Here is an 18,814-nt window from a genome sequence, read left to right as displayed (position 1 = left end):
CATGAATTTCGACTACACCGACAAGGTCAAGGACCTGCGGGAACGCCTGCTGGCGTTCATGGACCTGCACATCTACCCCAACGAGGCACGCTTCTACGAAGAGATCGCGGCCAACCGCGCGAAGGGAAACGCCTGGGTACCGACCCGGATCGTGGAGGAGCTCAAGCCCAAGGCACGCGAGGCCGGCCTGTGGAACCTGTTCCTGCCCCGCAGCGCACGCGCGCCGCAAGGGCTGTCCAACCTGGAGTACGCGCCCCTGTGCGAGATCATGGGCCGGGTGCCCTTCGCCGCCGAGGTGTTCAACTGCTCCGCCCCCGACACGGGCAACATGGAGACGCTGGAGCGGTATGCCAGCGAGGCCCTCAAGGACCGCTGGCTCGAACCGCTGCTGCGCGGCGATATCCGCTCGGCCTTCCTCATGACCGAGCCCGAGGTGGCCTCCTCCGACGCCACCAACATCCAATGCCGCATCGAGCGCGATGGCGACAGCTACGTGATCAACGGCCGCAAGTGGTGGTCTTCCGGCGCGGGTGACCCACGTTGCGCGGTCTACATCGTGATGGGCAAGACCGACCCGGAGGCGCCGCGCCATTCCCAGCAGTCGATGATCGTGGTGCCCGCCGATGCGCCCGGCATCCGCGTCCTTCGACCGCTCTCCGTATTCGGCTATGACGATGCGCCGCATGGCCACATGGAGGTGCTGCTGGAAAACGTGCGCGTGCCGGCCGCCAACATCCTGCTCGGCGAAGGCCGCGGCTTCGAGATCGCGCAAGGGCGACTGGGCCCGGGGCGCATTCACCACTGCATGCGCTCCATTGGCGCGGCAGAACGTGCCATGGAGTTGATGTGCCAGCGCCTGAACAGCCGCGTGGCCTTCGGCAAGCCGGTGTCGGCGCAATCGGTCTGGCATGAACGCATCGCCGACGCGCGCTGCCGCATCGAAATGGCGCGCCTGCTCACGCTCAAGGCCGCCTACATGATGGACACGGTCGGCAACAAGGTGGCCAAGGCCGAGATCGCGATGATCAAGGTGGTGGCACCCAACATGGCCTGCGACGTCATTGACATGGCCATCCAGGCGCACGGCGGCGGCGGCGTCAGCGGCGACTTTCCGCTGGCCTACGCCTACGCGGGCCAGCGCACCCTGCGCCTGGCCGACGGGCCGGACGAGGTCCACCGCCAGGCGATCGCCAAGCTGGAGCTGGCCCGCCACATGGCCGTCAAGACCGAAGTGGAGATGCCCATCACGCGCGGCTGCTGATCGGGTTCTGGTACAGAATCCGCCCATGATCGACGTTTACTCCTGGCCCACGCCCAATGGCCACAAGGTGCACATCATGCTGGAGGAATGCGGCCTGCGACTCGGCCGCGACTGGCAGGTCCACCCCATCAACATCGGCCGTGGCGACCAGTTCGACCCGGCGTTTCTGAAGATCAGCCCGAACAACAAGATCCCCGCGCTGGTCGACTCCGATGGACCCGATGGCAAGCCCATCAGCCTGTTCGAGTCGGGAGCCATCCTGCTCTACCTTGCCGCCAGAAGCGGCAAGTTCCTGCCGCGTGGCGAGCGGGCCAGGTGGAAGGTACTTGAATGGCTGATGTTCCAGATGGGCGGCGTGGGGCCCATGCTGGGCCAGGCGCATCACTTCCGCATCTATGCACCAGAGAAGATCGAGTACGCGGTCAACCGCTACACGAATGAGGCCAAGCGCCTCTACGGCGTGATGGACCGCCAACTCGCAACGCAGAAGTTCATCGCCGGCAACCAGTACAGCGTGGCCGACATCGCCATCTTCCCCTGGCTGCGCAGTTGGCAGAACCAGGGCATCGACTGGGCCGACTACCCGCGCCTGAAAGCATGGTTCGACACCATCGCGGCTCGCCCGGCCGTGCAACGCGGCGTGGCGGTGCTGGCCGACGCGCGCAAGCCCTTGACGGACGGCCAATCGCGCGACGTGCTCTTTGGCAACACGCAATACCAGAAGCGCTGAGCGAAAGTGCCTCTACAGCGGGTACAATGCACGGCTTAGTCGGAGCGTAGCGCAGCCTGGTAGCGCATCTGCTTTGGGAGCAGAGGGTCGCGAGTTCGAATCCCGCCGCTCCGACCATGTCCACACAACGAAAAGGCCCACAGCGTGGGCCTTTTTCGTCTCCTGCATCGCTCGTGGTGTGCACAGACTGCCCGTAGCTCAACCGGATAGAGCAGCTGCCTTCTAAGCAGCAGGTCGGGGGTTCGAGTCCCTCCGGGCAGGCCAGGTCCCGCGCAGCGGCATCCGGCCCGCCGCGGGCCCGCTCACATCTTGCACAGTGGTGAGGGCGCCGGCACGATGGACGTCGGGTACTCCTGCTCCAGCACCTGCCGCAACGAACCATCGACCATCTTGGCGCGCGCCACGTAGGTCGGCAGCACCAGTTGGTTGTCGGCCGCGCGCATGGTGACCTTGCCGTAGACGGTATCGAGCTGCGCGCCCCGCAGTGCCTTGCTCACGTCCTCGGGCTTCACGCTCTTCGCAAGCCGCACGCCGTCGAAGATGACCTGGGCACCGTTGTAGGCGGAGCCTTCGTTGTCCGTGGGCAGGCGGTTGAACTTGGCCTTCCAGGCATCGACAAAGGCCTTGTTGCGCGCGGTCTTGATGTCCGGCGAGTAGGTCGTGTTGCCGGGCACGTTTTCCAGCGCCTTGCCGGTGGCGCGGATGGTCAGCGGCTGGATCAGCGAATGCCCGATCAGCCGGGTCTTGGGGATCAGGCCGAACTCCTCCGCCTGCTTGAGAAAGGCGATCTGGTCGCGCCCGACTTCGGCGACCCAGATGGCGTCCACATTGGCGGCCTTGAGTTGCGCGATGTAAGGGGCGAAATCCTTGGTCCCCATGGGGGCGAACAGGCTCAGCGCGACCTTCTTGCCCTGGGATTCAATGGCCTTCTTGAAAGACTCACCCGAATCGCGGCCCCAGATGTAGTCCGCGCCGAGCACGGCAAAGGTGTTGCCCGGTATGGTCTTGGCCCACTCGTTGATCATCGCGATGTCCATCGCGTCGGAGTGGTTGGTGCGGAAGCTGCGCGGCTTGCAGGTGTCCCCGGTGAGCCGGTCCGACTTGGAGATCACCGAGAAATAGGCGGCGTCCCAGCGGTCCAGGTTCTGCGCGATGGCCAGCGAGATCGACGAAGGGATGGTGCCGATCAGGAGGTTGTGCCCGTCGCGGGCCAGGCGTTCGGCCACGCGGCGGCCTGCATCGGGCGTGCCTTCGTCGTCGGCCTCGGCCACCTCCACCTTGCGGCCATCCACGCCACCTTGCGCGTTGGCCTCCTCGATGGCGAAGCGGATGCCCCGGATCACTTCCTCGCCCTGCTCGGCGAACACGCCGGACTTGGAAGACACCAGGCCGATCTTCACCGGCTCCTTGCCCTGGGCATGAGACATCAGGGGCAGCGCGGCCAGCAGTGCGGCGCCGAGCACCGTCATGCGACGGCGATTGAGCTTGTACATAAATCCTGTTTCCTTGCTTGTGGCAGTTTCAATCGGTCCAGGGGATCAATCCAGGCGGATGTTCTTGTCCTTCACCACCTTGGACCACAGCGCCTGCTCGCGCTTGAGGATCTCGGCCAGGTCGCCCTGCCCGCCCTTGGCCACCACATTGACGGCCATGTACTTGTCCACGACATCCGGCTGGGCCAGGACCGTGGAGACGGCTTGCGAGAACTTGTCGAGAATGGCTTGCGGCGTACCGGCGCGCGCCAGCAGGCCGAACCACACGCTGGCGGAGAAACCGGGCACGACCTCGGCAATGGCCGGAACGTCGGGCAAGGTAGGCACCCGGTTCGGGTAGCTCACGCCCAGGAAGCGCAGCCGACCCTCCTTCACCAGGCCAGCGGTGGAGGCCGACGGCGTGGACAGCAGGTACTTCACCTGGCCGCCCAGCAGTGCCTGCACGGCCGGCGCGGAGCCCGAGAACGCGACGCGCACCATGTCCTTGATGCCCGCCATGTCGTGGAACACTTCGGTGGCCAGATGGCCGACCCCGCCCAGCGATGCCGTACCCCATTCCAGCTTGCCCGGGTTGGAGCGCGCGTAGGCCACGAACTCGGCCAGCGTGGCCGGCATGGACGGATGTGCCATGAGGATCATGGGAGAGGTACCCTGCAGCGAGGCAGGCACCAGGTCCTTGACCTCGTAACCGGATGAGTTGCGCACCAGCGGCGACGTGATGAAACCGTTGTGGTGCGTGAGGAAGGTGTAGCCGTCGGCCGGTTCGCGGGCCACGAACTGGGTGCCGATGGCGCCGCCGGCTCCGGCCTTGCTGTCGATGACGATCGGCTGCCCCAGAATCTTGCTCAGCGGCTCCGCCAGGTAGCGCGTGAGCGTGTCATTGGTGCCGCCAGGCGCGCCTGGATTGACGATGCGGATGGGACGCTGCGGCCAGTTGTCCTGCGCGGACACCTGAGAAGCCAGCGGGGCCAGCGCGGCCATGGAGATGATTTGTCGACGGTTGATCATGGTGGGCGTCTCCTGAATGGTATGGTCGTGGCCGATGATATAGGCCATATACCCAAACATTCATTGGTAAGACCACTTATGAGCCATCCTTCATGATCCGTCGAGGTCAACCGAGGGTTTACCCGGTTCTTTCGCGCGAAAGCATGAAATATATTGCACGCATCTCGCCATGACCACGCCCGATCGCCTCATCATCCTCGTTGGCTCCGTGACCGACAACGCGCTGCACGCCGCGCAGGCCATAGCGATGGATGGCACCGATCTGATACCGGTGATCGAAGTTCGTCCCATGGACGGCCTGGACACCCGCGTATTTGACGAAGATGCACTATTCCTCATCTGTACGTCCACCCACGGGGCGGGTGACGTGCCTGAAAACGCCCGCGCGCTCTATGAGTCGCTCGACAGCGCGCCCCGCTACCTCGGGCATGTGCGCTACGGCGTCGTCGCGCTGGGCGACAGCGCCTACCCCCAGACGTTCTGCAACGGCGGCCTGCGCTTTGACGAACGCCTGAGCGACCTGGGTGCGCAGCGCCTGGGCGACGTCTTCCGGCACGACGCCTCCATGGGCACCGACGCCGCCGAGCAAGCCAGCGCCTGGTGCCGCGACTGGCTGAGTCTGGTGCGGCCGGCGGCGCAGACCATTCAGGCATGAATGATTCAAATCTGAAGTACGGGTAATTCAGGATCGTCAACCCCTACCCCCGCCCCTACAGTGAAACGCATTCCGGCAACCCCCACAGGAGATCCCACCATGACCACCCGCCGTCTCGTTCTGACCCGCAGCGCCGCCGTGATCGGCGCCGCCTCCACAGGCCTGCTGTTGCCGCAGATCGTGCGTGCGCAATCGGACAAGGTCCGCGTGGGCTTCATGCTGCCCTACACCGGCACCTTTGCCCAGCTTGGTGTCGCCATCGAGAACGGCTTTCGCATGGCCGTCAACGAACAAGGCGGCAAGCTCGGAGGCCGTGAGATCGAATTCTTCAAGGTGGACGACGAGTCCAACCCGGCCAAGGGCATCGAGAACGCCACCCGCCTGGTGCAGCGCGACAAGGTCGACGTGCTGATCGGCACGGTGCACTCGGGTGTGCAGATGGGCATCCACAAGGTGGCGCGCGACACCGGCGTGCTCAACCTGATTCCCAACGCCGGCGTGCACGTCGCCACGCGCGCCCAGTGCGCCCCCAACGTGTTCCGCACCTCGTTCACCAACTCGCAGCCCACGCTGGCACTGGGCAAGGCCATGGTGGACCGCGGACACAAGAAGGCCGTGTGGATCACATGGAACTATGCGGCCGGCGACGAAGCCTATGAAGGTTTCGAGCAGAGCTACACCGCCGCGGGCGGCACCATCGTCAAGAAGCTGGGCCTGCCCTTCCCCAACGTGGAGTTCCAGGCCCTGCTGACCGAGATTGCCTCGCTCAAGCCCGATGCCGTGGCCTGCTTCTTCGCTGGCGGTGGCGCCGCCAAGTTCCTGCGCGACTACGCTGCCGCTGGCCTGAACCGCAACATCCAGCTCTATGGTTCCGGCTTCCTGACCGAAGGCGTGCTGGACGCCGCGGGTGACGCCGCCAATGGCGTACTGACCACCATGCACTACAGCGACTCGCTGGACACGCCGCGCAACAAGCAGTTCCGCCTGGACTACGCCAAGACCTTCCGTCTGCAGCCCGATGTGTACGCGGTGCAGGGCTACGACACCGGCTTGCTGCTGGTCAAGGGCGCCAATGCGGTGAAGGGCGACCTCAGCAACAAGGCGGCGCTTTACGGCGCCATGGAGGGCGCCACCATCGACAGCCCGCGCGGCAAGTGGACGATGAGCAAGGCGCACAACCCGATCCAGGACATGTACCTGCGCAAAGTGGAGAACAAGGAGAACAAGGTGATCGGCGTGGCCGCCAAGGCGGTGGCCGACCCCGCCACCGGCTGCCGCATGGGCTAACGCTCTGGCTGCCCGGCCTCCTCGCAGAACCGAACCGAACTTCCTGCCGACCGGCGCCCCAGGGCGCTGGTCTGTTTTTTGCTCGCCCCGCTGCTCTCCATGGATTTCGCCAACCTCCTGATCCAGCTGCTCAACAGCCTGCAGTACGGGCTGCTGCTGTTCATGCTGGCCGCCGGGCTCACGCTGATCTTCGGGATCATGGGCGTGGTCAACCTGGCTCACGGCAGCTTCTACATGTTGGGCGCCTACCTGGCCTGGTTCCTTGTCGGCCAGCTTGACAGCCTGGCCCTGGCCATCGTGCTCGGTGCGGTCCTCGCGGTGGTCTTCGGCTGGCTGCTGGAATGGCTGCTGTTCCGCCACTTCTACCACCGCGACCACCTCGACCAGGTGCTGCTCACCTTCGGCCTGATCTACATCTTCGAAGAACTGCGCTCCATCCTGTGGGGGGACGACGTGCACGCGGTGCAGGTGCCGGAGATGCTGAACTGGTCCATTCCGCTCACCGAGAACCTGTCCTACCCGGTGTACCGGCTGGTGATGTCGGGTGTGTGCCTGCTGCTCGCGCTGGGCCTGTACCTGCTGATTTCCAGGACGCGCCTGGGCATGAAGATCCGCGCCGGGGCCTTCAACCGGGAGATGACCGAGTCCCTGGGCATCAACATCCGGCTGATCCACGGCATCGTGTTCGCCCTGGGCGTGGGGCTGGCGGCCGTGGCCGGCATGATCGCCGCGCCCATCTCCAGCGTCTATCCCGGCATGGGCAGCTCGGTGCTGATCATGTGTTTCGTGGTGGTGGTGATCGGCGGCATTGGCTCGGTGCGGGGCGCGCTGGTGGCTGCGCTGCTGGTGGGCCTGGTCGATACCTTCGGCAAGGTGCTGCTGCCACAGATCGCCGGCATGGCGGTCTACATGCTGATGGCCGTCGTGCTGCTCTACAAACCCGAAGGCCTGTTCAAGCAATGAGTGCCCCCAAAGCCCAACTGGAGAAGCTGCCGCGCAGCATGCAAGTCGTGCTGCTGCTGGGCGCGCTGGCGCTGGCCGCCTTTCCACTGATCCCGCTCACGGGATCGGACTTTTACCTGCAGATGCTCTCGCAGATGATGATCCTGGCGATCTTTGCCATGAGCCTGGACCTGCTGCAGGGCGTGACGGGTCTGGTGTCCCTCGGCCACGCCGCCTACTTCGGCCTGGCCGGCTATGCCCTGGCCTTCCTCACGCCGGCCGACAAGGCCATCAGCCTGTGGTGGTCGCTGCCGCTGGCCGCCCTCGCCGCGGGCCTGGCCGCGCTGGTCATCGGCTTTTTCGTGGTGCGCACGCGGGGTATCTACTTCATCATGGTCACCATGGCCTTTGCGCAGATGGTGTTCTACCTGTTCTTCGACAACAAGGCCCTGGGCGGATCCGACGGCGTGTACGTCTACTTCCGTCCCGACGCCACGCTGTTCGACCTGGAGAGCAAGACGGTTTTCTACTATTTCACGCTGGCCGTGTTGGTCATCGTCTACCTGTTGCTGCGCCGCCTGCTGTTCTCGCCGTTTGGCCGCGTGCTGGCCGGGATCCGCGTCAACGAACACCGCATGCGGGCCGTGGGCTACGGCACCTTCGGCTACAAGCTGGCGGCCTTCACGCTGGCCGGCACACTGGCCGGCGTGGCCGGCTACCTCTGGGCGGCACAGACCGGCTTCGTCAATCCCGAGCTCATGGGTTTTCACATGAGCGCGCACGCCATCATGATGGTCATCCTCGGTGGCATGGGCAACTTCGCCGGGGCCATCGTCGGGGCTTTCGCGTTCGAGTACGTGATGCACTTCTTCAAGGACCTCACCAAACACTGGCAGTTGCTGATGGGCAGCTTCATCGTGCTGGTGGTGGTGTTCGCGCCGCGCGGCCTGCTGGGCCTGGCCAGCGGCCGGCAGAAAGGCGACGGCGCATGAGCGATCTGCTGCTCTGCGCGCGCCAGCTCACCAAGCGCTTCGGTGGCCTGGCCGCGGTCAACGGTGTCTCGGTCGACCTGTTCCGAGACCGCATCCACGCGGTCATTGGCCCGAATGGCGCGGGCAAATCCACCCTGACCAACCTGCTCTCCGGCGATCTGCCGCCCACCTCCGGCCAGATCACGCTCAATGGCACGGAGATCGCCGGCCACAGCCCAGAGAGCATCTCCCGCCTGGGCCTGGGGCGCAGCTATCAGAAGACCAACATCTTCCCGCCCTTCACCGTCTGGGACAACGTGCGCCTGGCCGCGCAGTCACGCGAACGCCATGCGCCCTGGAACCCCTTGCACTGGCTCACGTCCGCCAATGCCCTGGCCACGGTCAACCAGCGTTGCGAACGGGCCATCGAGCTCGCGGGCCTGGCCGCACGCGCGCGCACCGTGGCCGGCACCATCAGCCATGGCGAGCAGCGTCAACTCGAGATCGCCATGACGCTGGCCACCGAACCCACCGTGCTGCTGCTGGACGAACCCCTCGCGGGCATGGGCCAGGCCGAAGCCGAAAGCATGGTCGCGCTGCTGCAGCGGCTCAAGAAAGACCACGCCATGATGCTGGTCGAGCACGACATGGACGCCGTGTTCACCCTGGCCGACCAGTTGACCGTGATGGTCAACGGCCAGGTGATCGCCAGCGGCACGCCTGCGGAGGTGCGGGCCGACTCGGGTGTTCAAGCCGCCTACCTCGGAGAGGAACACGCATGACCGCCCTGATCGAAGCGCGCGGCCTGCACACCCACTACGGCGTCAGCCATATCCTGCGCGGCGTGGACTTCACCGTGGACAAGGGGCAGACCATCGGGCTCATGGGCCGCAACGGCATGGGCAAGACGACCCTGCTGAAGTCGCTCATGGGCATCGTCAAGCCCAGCGGTGGCCAGGTACACGTCAAGGGCCGCGACATGACTGGCGCCCCGACCTTCGAGATCGCCCGCCAGGGCGTGGCCTACGTGCCCGAGGGCCGCGGCATCTTCGGCAATCTGAGCGTGAAGGAAAATCTGCTCATGTCGGCACGTGCCGGCACGCAAGGCCAACGCGACTGGACCTACGAACGCGTGCTGGAGACCTTTCCCCGCCTGGCCGAACGCCTGGGCCACGGCGGCCAGCAGCTCAGTGGCGGCGAACAGCAGATGCTCACCATCGGCCGCGCGCTCATGACCAACCCGGACCTGCTGATCCTGGACGAGGCCACCGAGGGTCTGGCACCGCTGATCGCGCGCGAGATCTGGCGCATCTGCGGCCTGATCCGGGAAAGCGGCATCAGCAGCGTCATCGTGGACAAGAACTGGAAGCACGTCACCCAGATCACCGATCGCAACGTGATCCTAGTCAAGGGCGAGGTGGTCTTCGAGGGCAGTTCCGAAGAACTGCTGCAGACGCCGGCGCTGCTGGAGCAGTACCTCGGCGTCTGAGGCGCCCACTCAGAGCAAGGGCCGCAGTTCGCGCGCGGCGTCCAGCAGCAAGGGCAGCAGATCCTGGTGCAGGCGGGTCGTCTCCAGGCGTTCGGGTGACGCCACCACGTTGAGCGCGGCCACCGTGCGGCCCTGCATATTGCGCAGAGGAACGGCCAGTGCGTGCACACCCAGCTCGTGCTCTTCCTGCGCGATGGACAGATCGTCTTCCCGCACGCGGGCGATGATCGCCTTGAAGCTTTTCAGGTCCACGGTGGTCCGTGGGGTGAGCCTCGGCAACTCACGCCCCTTGAGCCAGGCACTGAAAGCCGAGCGCGGCATGGCCGCCAGCAGTACGCGACCGGTGGAAGTGGCGTGCGCGGGCAGCCGCGCGCCCAGGTGCAGGCCGTAGGCCATGAGCCGCTGACCGCCGATGGACACACTGCGCGCCACGATCACCACCTCATCGCCATCGAGCACCGCAGCCGAAAACGATTCGCGCGTGAGCGCAGCCAGGCGGTTCAGCGTCGGCTGCAGCAGGCGCGGCAGACGGGCCGATGCCAGGTAGCTGCCGGAGAAACGCAGCACCTTGGGCGACAGCCAGTAATGGCTGCCGTCGGTTTCCAGGTAACCCAGGTAGGCCAGCGTGAGCAGATGGCGCCGTGCGGCCGCGCGCGTGAGGCCCGCGCGCTCCGCCGCCTGGGTGGCGTTGAGCCGTTGCCGTTCGGTGTCGAAACTCTCCAGCACGGCCATGCCCTTGGCCATGCCTTCGATCAGATCCGCCTTGGCGATGCCCGCCGGGGTGCCGTTGTTCATGGCCGGATTATGCCGGCAGATGGCATATTGCGCGGTCATCGCGCAAGTGGTCCGATGATCGCGCAACGACGTGCCGCCAGCCTTGTCGATGGATACCCGCACACCTATTCTGCACGCTGACTGCTCAAGGCGTGCGTACCTGCGTCGCGCCCTCCCCCTTTCCTCAGGAGACACATCCCATGCGAACCCAGGTTGCCATCATCGGTGCCGGCCCTTCGGGCCTGCTGCTCGGCCAGTTGCTGCACAAGGCCGGCATCGACAACGTCATTCTCGAACGCCAGACCGGTGACTATGTGCTGGGCCGCATCCGCGCCGGCGTACTGGAACAGGTCACCACCGACCTGATGGACGAGGTCGGCGTGAACGAGCGCATGCACAAGGAAGGCCTGGTGCACGGAGGCTTCGACATGCTGTTCAACGGCCAGCGCCACCGCATCGACCTGCAAGGCCTCACAGGCGGCAAGAGCGTCATGGTCTACGGCCAGACCGAGCTCACGCGGGACCTCATGGAAGCGCGCGCAAAATCCGGCCGCACCACGGTCTATGAGGCCGCCAATGTGCAGGTGCACGACTTCGACACCCAGCGCCCACGCGTAACCTACGAGAAGGACGGACAGACGCACACCCTGGAGTGCGACTTCATCGCGGGTTGCGACGGCTTCCACGGCGTCTGCCGCGCCAGCGCGCCGCGCAGCGCGATCAGGGAATTCGAGAAGGTCTATCCCTTTGGCTGGCTGGGCCTGCTGTCCGACACGCCGCCGGTCCACCATGAACTGATCTATGTGCGCAGCGAGCGAGGATTCGCGCTGTGTTCGCAGCGCAGCCACACGCGCAGCCGCTACTACCTGCAGGTGCCGCTGACGGACAAGGTCGAGGCCTGGTCGGACGATGCCTTCTGGAACGAACTGCGCCTGCGCCTGGACCCCGAAGCCGCCGAGAAGCTGGTGACCGGACCGAGTCTGGAAAAGAGCATTGCACCGCTGCGCAGCTTTGTCACCGAGCCGCTGCGCTTTGGCCGCATGTTCCTTGCCGGTGACGCCGGCCACATCGTGCCCCCCACCGGCGCCAAGGGACTGAACCTGGCGGCCACCGACGTGAAGTACCTCTCCAACGCGCTCATCGAGTACTACCAGGAGCGCAGCGAGGCCGGCATCGACGGCTACTCCGAGCGTTGCCTGGCGCGCATCTGGCGTGCCGAGCGCTTCTCCTGGTGGTTCACCGGCATCATGCACAACTTCCCGGAAGACGGCCCCATCGTCGCCAAGCTGCAGCAGGCCGAGCTGGACTACCTCATCAACTCAGAAGCCGGCCAGCGCACCATCGCCGAGAACTACGTGGGGCTGCCGCTGGACTTCGGGGGGTAGAGGAGACACCCCCCTGCGCCGCTGCGCGGCTTCCCCCCTCTCTGGCGCGCCTTCGGCGCTGGGAGGGGGGACGATGCCTTGGGCCGGCCAAGCCGGACCCTCGGCATCTCTGGGTTGGGACGCCTCGCTTCGCTCGCTGGGGTGGCTTGGGCTAGCTGTGGAACCGGACCCTCGGCATCTCTGGGTTGTGGTGTGCTGTGGTCTCCCGGAGAGCGCCTTTCTGTCGCCGGTTTGCGTGCGTTTCTTGGCGGCGCGGGTACATTGCGGGCACCTCTACTGCTGGTGTCGCTCCATGACTGCGTCCAACGGCTCTGCGCCATTGCCCTTTGCCCGCGCCCCCCGGCCCCTGCGTGGGGTTCGTGTGCTCAGCCTGGCGCTGAACCTGCCGGGGCCGGCGGCGCTGTGGCGGCTGCGTGCACTGGGGGCGACTTGCCTGAAGGCGGAGCCGCCGCCCGGTGATCCGATGGGGCAGTACAACGCGACGGCGTACGCCACGCTGCATCAGGGCATCCGCGTCGTGAGCTGGGACTTGAAGTCGGCGCGTGGACAGGCCGCCTTGCACCGAGAGCTGGCGCGCACCGATGTGCTCCTGACCTCGTTCCGGCCATCGGCCCTGCTCAAGCTGGGCCTGGGCTGGAAGGCACTGCGTGCGCGCTATCCGACGCTGTCGCTGATCGGCATCGTGGGCGCACCGGGCCCGCGTGCCGAGGAGCCTGGCCATGACCTGACCTACCTCGCCGATGCGGGGTTGGTCACCGGCCTGGACCTGCCGGCCACGCTGTTTGCAGACATGGCGGGCGCGCTGATGGCGAGCGAAGCGGTGCTGCAAGCGGTGTTGGCCCAGAAAACCGGTGGACGCGGCATTCACAGGGAGGTGGCGCTGTCGGACGCTGCCGCCTGGCTGGCCCTGCCCCGCGCCTGGGGGCTCACGCAACCTGACGGTGCGGTGGGCGGTGCGCATGCGGGCTACCGCGTCTACCCGTGCCGCGACGGCCGGGTGGCGGTGGCTGCGTTGGAGCCGCATTTCGCGGCCGCGCTGTGCAAGGCCGCGGGCTGCGTGGTAGAGGGCTTCCAAGGCCTGTTCGAACCAGCGACCCATGCAAGCATGGCCCGCTTCTTCCAAGGGCGCTCTCGCCAGCAGTTGGAGCAACTCGCCCGCACGCAGGACATTCCCCTGCACACGCTGCCGCCTTGAGGCCGCGTGTCAGCGGTGACGGGCCAGCAGCTCCTGCACGAAGCGCCCGGGAATCGCGTAGGAAATGCCCGAGGGGTGGCTGAGCGCGGATTCGCGCGGCCCCTTGATCAGCACCATGTTCATCACACCGAGCACGTGCCCGCTGTCGGGGTCGAACAACGGGCCGCCGCTGTTGCCAGGATAGGCGGTGGCATCGAGCTGGAAGACGTCGAATGCGGCAGCGCGCGCGGCGCGCGCTCTCGGGCGTTCGACACCGTTGGCCGAAGGCAGGGTACCCGCCACACTGGACACCGTGGCGCGGTGCGTGACCGTGGAGTAGCCCAGCAGGCCGCCAATGGGAAAACCCATGAAAGCCAGGTTGTCTCCTTCGCGCACACGGTTGGAATCGCCCATGGGCATGGGCAGCCCAGGGGGGCCACTCATGCGCAGCAGCGCCAGGTCGTGCGTGGCGTCGATGCCAACCAGCGTGAGCGCGCGTGGCTCCCAGGCGTCCGTGCCGGTTCGCACCTGCGCCACCAGGGCGGAAAGATCAACCGCATTCCCCCCTTCGGGCAACACGTGCGCATTGGTGATCAAGAGGCTGCCGTCTTCCACCAGGAAACCACTGCCGCGCAACTGAAAGCGTGGGCTGTCGGTGGCACGGTAGGTGCCCACAGCAAGCACGGAGGCCTTGTAGCGCACGATGGTGTCAGGCAGCCCCGCCCGGGCCGGGGGCAACAGTCCGAGCGCAGGCCATGCACAGAGCAGCGAGGTCAGGCAGGCGCGGCGTTTCATGGCGGCTGCCTCAGGACAACCCGAGCTACTGGGCGCCCTTGCCGGTGAGAACCACACCGATGGTCTCGAAGATCACCACGAGGTCGAGGAACAGCGAGTGGTTCTTGACGTAGTAGAGGTCGTACTGCAGCTTCTGCGCGGTGTCCTCCACCGTAGATCCGTACTGGTAGCGCACCTGCGCCCAGCCGGTCACGCCCGGCTTGACGCTGTGGCGCACGGCGTAGAAGGGAATTTCCTGCGTGAGTTTCTCGACGAAGAAAGCGCGCTCGGGGCGCGGCCCGACCAGGCTCATGTCGCCGTTGAGCACGCTGAAGAGCTGGGGCAGTTCGTCGATGCGCAGCTTGCGGATCACCTTGCCCACACGGGTCACGCGGCTGTCGCCGGCTGTCGCCCAACGAGGCACGCCGTCTTTCTCGGCATCGGTGCGCATGCTGCGAAACTTCACCACGTTGAAGGGCTTGTTGCCCAGGCCCACGCGCTCCTGCTTGTACAGGATCGGCCCGGCGCTTTCGAGCTTGACGAAGATGGCGGCAATCAGCATGACCGGCAGCGTGAGCAGGATCAGCACCGAGGCCCCGGCGATGTCGAACAGGCGCTTGACCGAGGTTCGGATGAAACCCTGGTCGAAACCTTCGCCGAAGATGAGCCAGCCTGCCGATACCGCATCCAGCCGGATCTGGCCGAGGTTCTGCTCGAAATAGGTGGCGATGTCGGTCACGCGCACGCCGCTGAGCTTGCAGTCCAGCAGTTCGCGCATGGGCATGCTGCCACCACGGCGCTCGGAGAGCGCGATGACGATTTCATCGACGCGTTTGTCGGCAACCACCTGTGTCAACGTCTCGCCAGGGGTGAGCACGCCCCAGTTGGTCACCAGGTGCTCCCGCTCGTTGGGGCTGGCGAAGTAGCCGCAGAGCTCGGCGCTGGAGGAGCGGCTGCGCAGGGACTCCCCTACCGCCTTGGCCTTGGTGCCCGTGCCGTAGACGAGCACCCGGCGGCGCGTGAGCGACTTGGGCAGAAACTCGCCCGTGAGCACCTGCACCAGCAGCAGCAGGCCGGTGGCCATCATCACGATCACCACCGCCCAGGTGTGGCCGTAGAACGCCTCCATGGGCAGCACCAGCAGCACGCCCACGACGATGAGGCCCATCATCAGGAACGACACCACCACCCGCGCGACAAGCTGCGTGTTGTTGAAGACGTTGCCGCGCTCGTACAGGCCCAGCGCCGAGTTGATGGCCAGGAAGCCCGCGCTCATGAGCAGTGCGCGCACCATGCCCTGGCCGACCTTGGCCGAGCTGAGTTCCGCCGTCGGCGTCAGCACCACCATGGTGACCATGAAGGCCGCGGTGATGAGCAGCAGGTCCAGGACCATCTGCGCCAGCGTGCGTCGGTCGAAATAGTGATTGAATAGCTTGATCAAACTTCTCTTCCCTGCGATCAGGTCTCCGATCGCTCTCGCCCAGGCTCCTCTGTCGAGGATACCGCCGGCATCCCTTGATTACACCCCGTTACGGGCGGTGGGCACGGCGACAGGCGACCCAAGCGTGACGTTGTCAACAGGACAAGCCACAGCAGCAGCGCGATGCGCGGCATTTCCGTCACACTGATCAGCATGCCGAGCGCGCCCATGGCGACCAGCGAGCCCGCCAGCGCCAAGGCCAGCGGCTCGCGCCGCCGCAGTCCACGCAAGGCCCCTTGCACCGCCAGGCCCGCCAGCGTTCCGAACAACAGCACGCCGAGCACACCCCGCTCGACCAGCACCTCCAGGTACAGGTTGTCCATGTGCCAGGGCTTGAACGCCCCCTGCGCAACCGGGAACCAATGGCGCAGGCCGTCGGCGAACTCGCTGTTGCGCAGCACCTGCCGCCCCTGCGGGTCGATCAGCTCCACCGCGCGCAGCCGCGCAGCACCCCCTGCGCTCAGGGCCGAGAGGCCGAACATGCCTTCACGCCACGACACCGCGGCACCCGCCGGGGTGAAGCGCTGGCCCGAGAGTTCGATCTCCTGCCACATGTCGGGGTCGTGCACCGGCTCAGCCAGGCGCACGTGTTTCCATTGGCATCGGAATTCGTAGAGCAGGTGCCGCTCGCAGACGCTGGCCAGCAGCACCATGGGCGCATCGGTCTCCAGGCGAAGCCGCAGGCGGTAGCTGCCCTGCCGCTCGAGGTCGACGCGCTGCGTGAGACCGAACTCATACGCCAGGTCCTGGCGCGTGCGAGGGGCGTACAGCGTCACCTGGCCACCGCCGTCGGGTTCACGGGTCCAGCGCACGGTGCCGGGGAACTCGCCACCGGGCACGCGCGCGCTGTAGTGCGCCGGCAGGCGGCCCGCGCCCAGGCCGAGCAGGATGTCGCTCGGGGAACGCAGCAAGGACAGCCCGGCGCGCCAATGGTCTACCCGCGCGGTCAGGTCGGATTCCGACTTGGCCAGCCGGTTGGACATGAAGGACTGCCCTCCCAGGACCCAGACCGATTCCGCCGCCAGCGCAAGCACCAACACGCCCAGGGCCCAGGCACGCCGGCGCACGCCCAGGGCAGGCCGGATGCGGAAATGCCAGGCCAGCGCCGCCATGGCCAGCAGCGCGATGGCCACGGCGAGGTACAGGCCACGCGAGTACGTGGTCAGGACCGTGTACGAACTCCACACCGCCAACGCGGCCGCGCCCCACCACCGCCAACCCGTTGGCGCCAGCCATACGGCCCAGAAAGCCAGTGGCACGGTGAGGGCCAGGTAGGCGTCGATGGCGCCGCCGCCTACGTGCATTTCCCAGAAGGCTGCCACCGTGCGGTAGGCGTCGGAGAAATTGAACAGGCCCACGTAGCGGAACCTTTCCCAGGACACCAGCAGACACACCAGTGCCAATCCGGCGGCCATCCCGATCACGAGCTGATGGGCCTGCTGCCGCTGCCAGCGCGCCGGACCGCGCAGCCACAGCGGCACCAGCAGCAAGGCCCACAGCAGGCTGAGGGAAACGCGCAGCGGGTTGAGGGCACTGCCGTAGTCGGCGTACAGCGCCTGAGGCACCAGATCGCCCTGCCGCCAGGCGGACGCCAGGCTGCCTGGGCCAACGCCCGCATCGCGCCAACCCACCACCAGGCCGATCAGCGCACCGCCTGCCAGCGCCACGCGCAGCCAGAGGTCGCCACGGCCGGTCTGCGCGGGCGCCTCGCCTGCGGGCCAGGGAGGCGGCACCCGCCAGGCGCTCTGCTCGGCGTACCAGCGCGCATAACCGCCCGCCAGCACCGCGAGCACCAGCAGATCGAACTCATTCACCAGCCACCATCCGGTGCTGGGCGCCAGGCTGGCCACCGGCAGCAAGGCCATCAGCCACCCGCCCATGCGCTGCGCACGCCATGCGCTCAGGGCCACCAGCGCGCACAGGGCCGCCGCCAGCGCACCGGGCCACAAGGGGTGAAGCGCGGCCAGAACCAGGCAGGCCGGGCCTGCCAGTGCGGGGATCAGCAGCCGTGCTGCGTACAGAGGAACGCCTAACGCCCGATGGGCAGGTACTCGAAGCCCTGGCCGCGCACGAAGGCGGGATCGTAGAGGTTGCGCCCATCCACGATCAGAGGCTGCTTGAGCTTGGCCTTGATGAGGTCGAAGTCCGGACTGCGGAACTCCTTCCACTCGGTCACGATCACCAGCGCGTCCGCGCCCTCCAGCGCCTCGTTGGGCGTCTTGGCGTAGCTCACGCCGTCGCGCCCGGCCACCACGCGCTGCGCCTCGTGCATGGCCACCGGGTCGTAGGCGGTGACCGTGGCACCCGCGCCCAGGAGGTCATCGAGCAGAGCGAGGCTGGGTGCCTCGCGCATGTCGTCGGTATTGGGTTTGAAAGCCAGGCCCCAGACCGCGAAATGGCGGCCCTTGAGATCCTGCCCCAGCCGCGACTGGATCTTGCGGCCCAGCACATGCTTCTGTGCGTCGTTGGCGGCTTCCACCGCCGTGAGCACCTGCAGGTCGATGTCGGCTTCGTCTGCCGCGGTCTTGATCAGGGCCTTGACGTCCTTGGGAAAGCAGGAGCCACCGTAGCCGCAGCCGGGGTACAGGAAGTGATAGCCAATGCGCGGGTCGGAACCAATGCCCTGGCGGACCATCTCGATGTCCGCGCCCAGCTTCTCGGCCAGGTTGGCCAGTTCGTTCATGAAGCTGATGCGCGTGGCCAGCATGGCGTTGGCCGCGTACTTGGTGAGTTCGGCGCTGCGCACGTCGGTGACGATGAGGCGCTCATGGTTGCGCTGGAAGGGCGAGTACAGCGCGCGCATGAGGTGGATGGCCTGCTCGTCGCTGGCACCCACGATGATGCGGTCCGGCCGCATGAAGTCGTCCACCGCGGCACCTTCCTTGAGGAACTCGGGGTTGGACACCACCGAGTACGGCGTCTGCACGCCGCGCTTGCGCAACTCCTCGCCGATCGCCTCGTTGACGCGGTCGGCGGTGCCCACGGGCACCGTGCTCTTGTCGACCACCACCTTGTAGTCGGTCATCCGCTGGCCGATGTTGCGGGCCGCGGCCAGCACGTAGCGCATGTCGGCCGAACCGTCTTCGTCGGGCGGCGTACCGACCGCGATGAACTGGATGGTGCCGTGGTGCACCGCGCGGTCGATGTCCGTGGTAAAGCGCAGGCGGCCCGCCTGCACGTTGCGGCGGACCATTTCCTGCAGGCCCGGTTCGTAGATGGGGATGCCACCTTCCTCGAGGATGCGGATCTTGTCCGGATTGAGGTCCAGACACAGCACATCGTTGCCCACCTCCGACAGGCAGGCCCCGCTGACCAGCCCCACGTAACCCGTCCCTACCACTGTGACTTTCATGATCTTGGTTTCTCAGGAAAACTGCCGCACAAATCGGAA

The 18,814-nt window shown here is 66.4% G+C and carries 17 protein-coding genes and 2 tRNA genes; 12 read left to right on the top strand and 7 right to left on the bottom strand.

Annotated elements, in window-relative coordinates; all coding sequences use genetic code 11:
* The first annotated feature begins 1 nt into the window (after position 1).
* The 4 genes from KIT53_RS01000 (at position 2) to KIT53_RS00985 (ending at position 2,255) form a co-directional block, all read left to right on the top strand.
* A complete protein-coding gene (locus KIT53_RS01000) occupies positions 2–1,261 on the top strand; it encodes an acyl-CoA dehydrogenase family protein (RefSeq protein ID WP_297746209.1) in 1,260 nt (419 codons plus the stop codon).
* A gap of 25 nt (positions 1,262–1,286) precedes the next feature.
* Positions 1,287–1,991 carry a glutathione binding-like protein gene (locus tag KIT53_RS00995; RefSeq protein WP_297746206.1) on the top strand — a complete coding sequence of 235 codons (705 nt, stop codon included), beginning with the start codon at positions 1,287–1,289 and terminating at the stop codon, positions 1,989–1,991.
* A gap of 40 nt (positions 1,992–2,031) precedes the next feature.
* Positions 2,032–2,108, top strand: a tRNA-Pro gene (locus tag KIT53_RS00990).
* A gap of 70 nt (positions 2,109–2,178) precedes the next feature.
* Positions 2,179–2,255: transfer RNA gene (locus tag KIT53_RS00985), tRNA-Arg, on the top strand.
* A 38-nt stretch (positions 2,256–2,293) separates the two neighbouring features.
* On the opposite strand, the gene KIT53_RS00980 is transcribed toward KIT53_RS00985, so the two are convergent.
* Both KIT53_RS00980 and KIT53_RS00975 read right to left on the bottom strand, forming a co-directional pair.
* On the bottom strand, positions 2,294–3,484 hold the full coding sequence (locus tag KIT53_RS00980) for an ABC transporter substrate-binding protein (RefSeq protein ID WP_297746203.1): 1,191 nt from the start codon (positions 3,482–3,484) through the stop codon (positions 2,294–2,296).
* Between the two features lie 45 nt (positions 3,485–3,529).
* The gene (locus KIT53_RS00975; protein WP_297746199.1) at positions 3,530–4,492 is read right to left on the bottom strand and encodes a tripartite tricarboxylate transporter substrate-binding protein; all 963 of its coding nucleotides are present in this window, start codon (positions 4,490–4,492) and stop codon (positions 3,530–3,532) included.
* 169 nt (positions 4,493–4,661) lie between these two features.
* On the opposite strand from KIT53_RS00975, the gene KIT53_RS00970 reads away from it, so the two are divergent.
* The 6 genes from KIT53_RS00970 to KIT53_RS00945 all read left to right on the top strand — a co-directional run bounded on the left by KIT53_RS00970 (position 4,662) and on the right by KIT53_RS00945 (position 9,836).
* The gene (locus tag KIT53_RS00970) at positions 4,662–5,147 is read left to right on the top strand and encodes a flavodoxin domain-containing protein (RefSeq protein ID WP_297746196.1); all 486 of its coding nucleotides are present in this window, start codon (positions 4,662–4,664) and stop codon (positions 5,145–5,147) included.
* Between the two features lie 99 nt (positions 5,148–5,246).
* A complete protein-coding gene (locus KIT53_RS00965) occupies positions 5,247–6,434 on the top strand; it encodes an ABC transporter substrate-binding protein (RefSeq protein ID WP_297746192.1) in 1,188 nt (395 codons plus the stop codon).
* 99 nt (positions 6,435–6,533) lie between these two features.
* Positions 6,534–7,397: a branched-chain amino acid ABC transporter permease gene (locus tag KIT53_RS00960; RefSeq protein ID WP_297746189.1), complete on the top strand. Its 864-nt coding sequence runs from the start codon at positions 6,534–6,536 to the stop codon at positions 7,395–7,397.
* Positions 7,394–8,368 (top strand): branched-chain amino acid ABC transporter permease, encoded by a 975-nt coding sequence (locus KIT53_RS00955; protein WP_297746186.1) that lies wholly within the window; start codon positions 7,394–7,396, stop codon positions 8,366–8,368. The genes KIT53_RS00960 and KIT53_RS00955 overlap by 4 nt, the downstream gene beginning before the upstream one ends.
* Positions 8,365–9,129, top strand: coding sequence for an ABC transporter ATP-binding protein (locus KIT53_RS00950; protein ID WP_297746183.1), 765 nt, complete (start codon positions 8,365–8,367; stop codon positions 9,127–9,129). The genes KIT53_RS00955 and KIT53_RS00950 overlap by 4 nt, the downstream gene beginning before the upstream one ends.
* Positions 9,126–9,836, top strand: coding sequence for an ABC transporter ATP-binding protein (locus KIT53_RS00945; RefSeq protein WP_297746181.1), 711 nt, complete (start codon positions 9,126–9,128; stop codon positions 9,834–9,836). The genes KIT53_RS00950 and KIT53_RS00945 overlap by 4 nt, the downstream gene beginning before the upstream one ends.
* A gap of 9 nt (positions 9,837–9,845) precedes the next feature.
* On the opposite strand, the gene KIT53_RS00940 is transcribed toward KIT53_RS00945, so the two are convergent.
* Positions 9,846–10,631: an IclR family transcriptional regulator C-terminal domain-containing protein gene (locus KIT53_RS00940; RefSeq protein WP_297746178.1), complete on the bottom strand. Its 786-nt coding sequence runs from the start codon at positions 10,629–10,631 to the stop codon at positions 9,846–9,848.
* Positions 10,632–10,810: 179 nt separating this feature from the next.
* Here KIT53_RS00940 and pobA point away from each other — a divergent pair, with 179 nt between their 5' ends.
* Both pobA and KIT53_RS00930 read left to right on the top strand, forming a co-directional pair.
* The gene (gene pobA, locus KIT53_RS00935; RefSeq protein WP_297746175.1) at positions 10,811–11,995 is read left to right on the top strand and encodes a 4-hydroxybenzoate 3-monooxygenase; all 1,185 of its coding nucleotides are present in this window, start codon (positions 10,811–10,813) and stop codon (positions 11,993–11,995) included.
* A 292-nt stretch (positions 11,996–12,287) separates the two neighbouring features.
* Positions 12,288–13,190, top strand: a complete 903-nt coding sequence (locus tag KIT53_RS00930; protein WP_297746172.1) for a CoA transferase — start codon at positions 12,288–12,290, stop codon at positions 13,188–13,190.
* A gap of 9 nt (positions 13,191–13,199) precedes the next feature.
* Here the strand turns inward: KIT53_RS00930 and KIT53_RS00925 are convergent, their stop codons facing one another.
* From KIT53_RS00925 to KIT53_RS00910, 4 genes are all read right to left on the bottom strand, one after another.
* Complete coding sequence (locus KIT53_RS00925; protein ID WP_297746169.1) at positions 13,200–13,964, bottom strand: serine protease; 765 nt, start codon at positions 13,962–13,964, stop codon at positions 13,200–13,202.
* A 25-nt stretch (positions 13,965–13,989) separates the two neighbouring features.
* Positions 13,990–15,384, bottom strand: a complete 1,395-nt coding sequence (locus KIT53_RS00920) for a TIGR03013 family XrtA/PEP-CTERM system glycosyltransferase (RefSeq protein WP_297746164.1) — start codon at positions 15,382–15,384, stop codon at positions 13,990–13,992.
* Positions 15,385–15,401: 17 nt separating this feature from the next.
* Positions 15,402–17,372: a hypothetical protein gene (locus tag KIT53_RS00915; RefSeq protein ID WP_297746161.1), complete on the bottom strand. Its 1,971-nt coding sequence runs from the start codon at positions 17,370–17,372 to the stop codon at positions 15,402–15,404.
* Between the two features lie 80 nt (positions 17,373–17,452).
* Entirely contained in the window at positions 17,453–18,775 is a 1,323-nt protein-coding gene (locus tag KIT53_RS00910) for a UDP-glucose/GDP-mannose dehydrogenase family protein (protein WP_297746157.1), read from the bottom strand.
* Between the last annotated feature and the right edge of the window lie 39 nt (positions 18,776–18,814).

Origin of the sequence: Hydrogenophaga sp. (assembly GCF_026125785.1) — a bacterium.
Lineage (GTDB): Bacteria > Pseudomonadota > Gammaproteobacteria > Burkholderiales > Burkholderiaceae_C > Hydrogenophaga.
This window is presented reverse-complemented; position numbering and strand designations above follow the sequence as displayed.